The sequence below is a fragment of the Dellaglioa sp. CoH-57-MRSF-20 genome (genome assembly GCF_056781955.1).
This window is the reverse complement of the sequence record NZ_JBXAXV010000054.1, coordinates 1-653: the sequence shown is the minus strand read 5'-3', so window position 1 is coordinate 653 and position 653 is coordinate 1. Positions and strand designations below refer to the sequence as shown.

Genomic DNA, 653 nt, shown 5'->3' with positions numbered 1-653 from the left:
ACATGGCAACGTCGATTGTCCCGGTAGCGATTCGACTCTCGAAGAAAGGTGCGTTTGTTGCCTGCTACGATCCCAACCGTATGTGCTTTGTCCAGAACAAGGAACTGGTGGGCGATATAGATCTGTCGATTCCTCTCGACATGATGAGTGCCGTGCTCGACGCGTTCCGTGGAACCAGCTGCACGATCAAGGTCACGGATTCTCTGGTGTTTGTCCAGAACCCAGTGCTCGATGTGGTGCTGGCACTGCCGGCTTCGGACGAGGAATCGGTGATCGACACCGACATGGTGATGGAGAAGGCTCGGGAAGTTCGCAAGGTCGATGGCACGGTCATCGAGATGGTGAAGAAGGATGTGATGGGCTTCATGGATAACGCGAGGGCTGTCGCTACCAAGGAGCGATCGGAATTGGCGGTGTCTACCGAAAAGGGAAAGATTGGCCTAACCGTCAAGACTTCTAACGGTGTGTCAAAAACGCAAATCCGTGGCTCCGTGTCGGCAAAGCTGAGCTGGAAAGTGGACTATGAGTTCATCGACGAGGTAATGCGCAAGTGCGGCGACGCCGTGACCATCAAATTCGTGGACGACGCGCAGTCCTTCATTATGGTGAAGGGCGCAAACTCCGTGTATTCGCTTGTCGCTCTTAATCAGGAC

Annotated in this window: 1 protein-coding gene; it reads left to right on the top strand. The window is 54.2% G+C overall.

Annotation, left to right across the window (positions count from 1 at the left end; translation table 11 throughout):
* On the top strand, positions 1-653 hold a 653-nt coding region (locus AC1RPN_RS08055; protein WP_481763690.1), incomplete at both ends, for a hypothetical protein.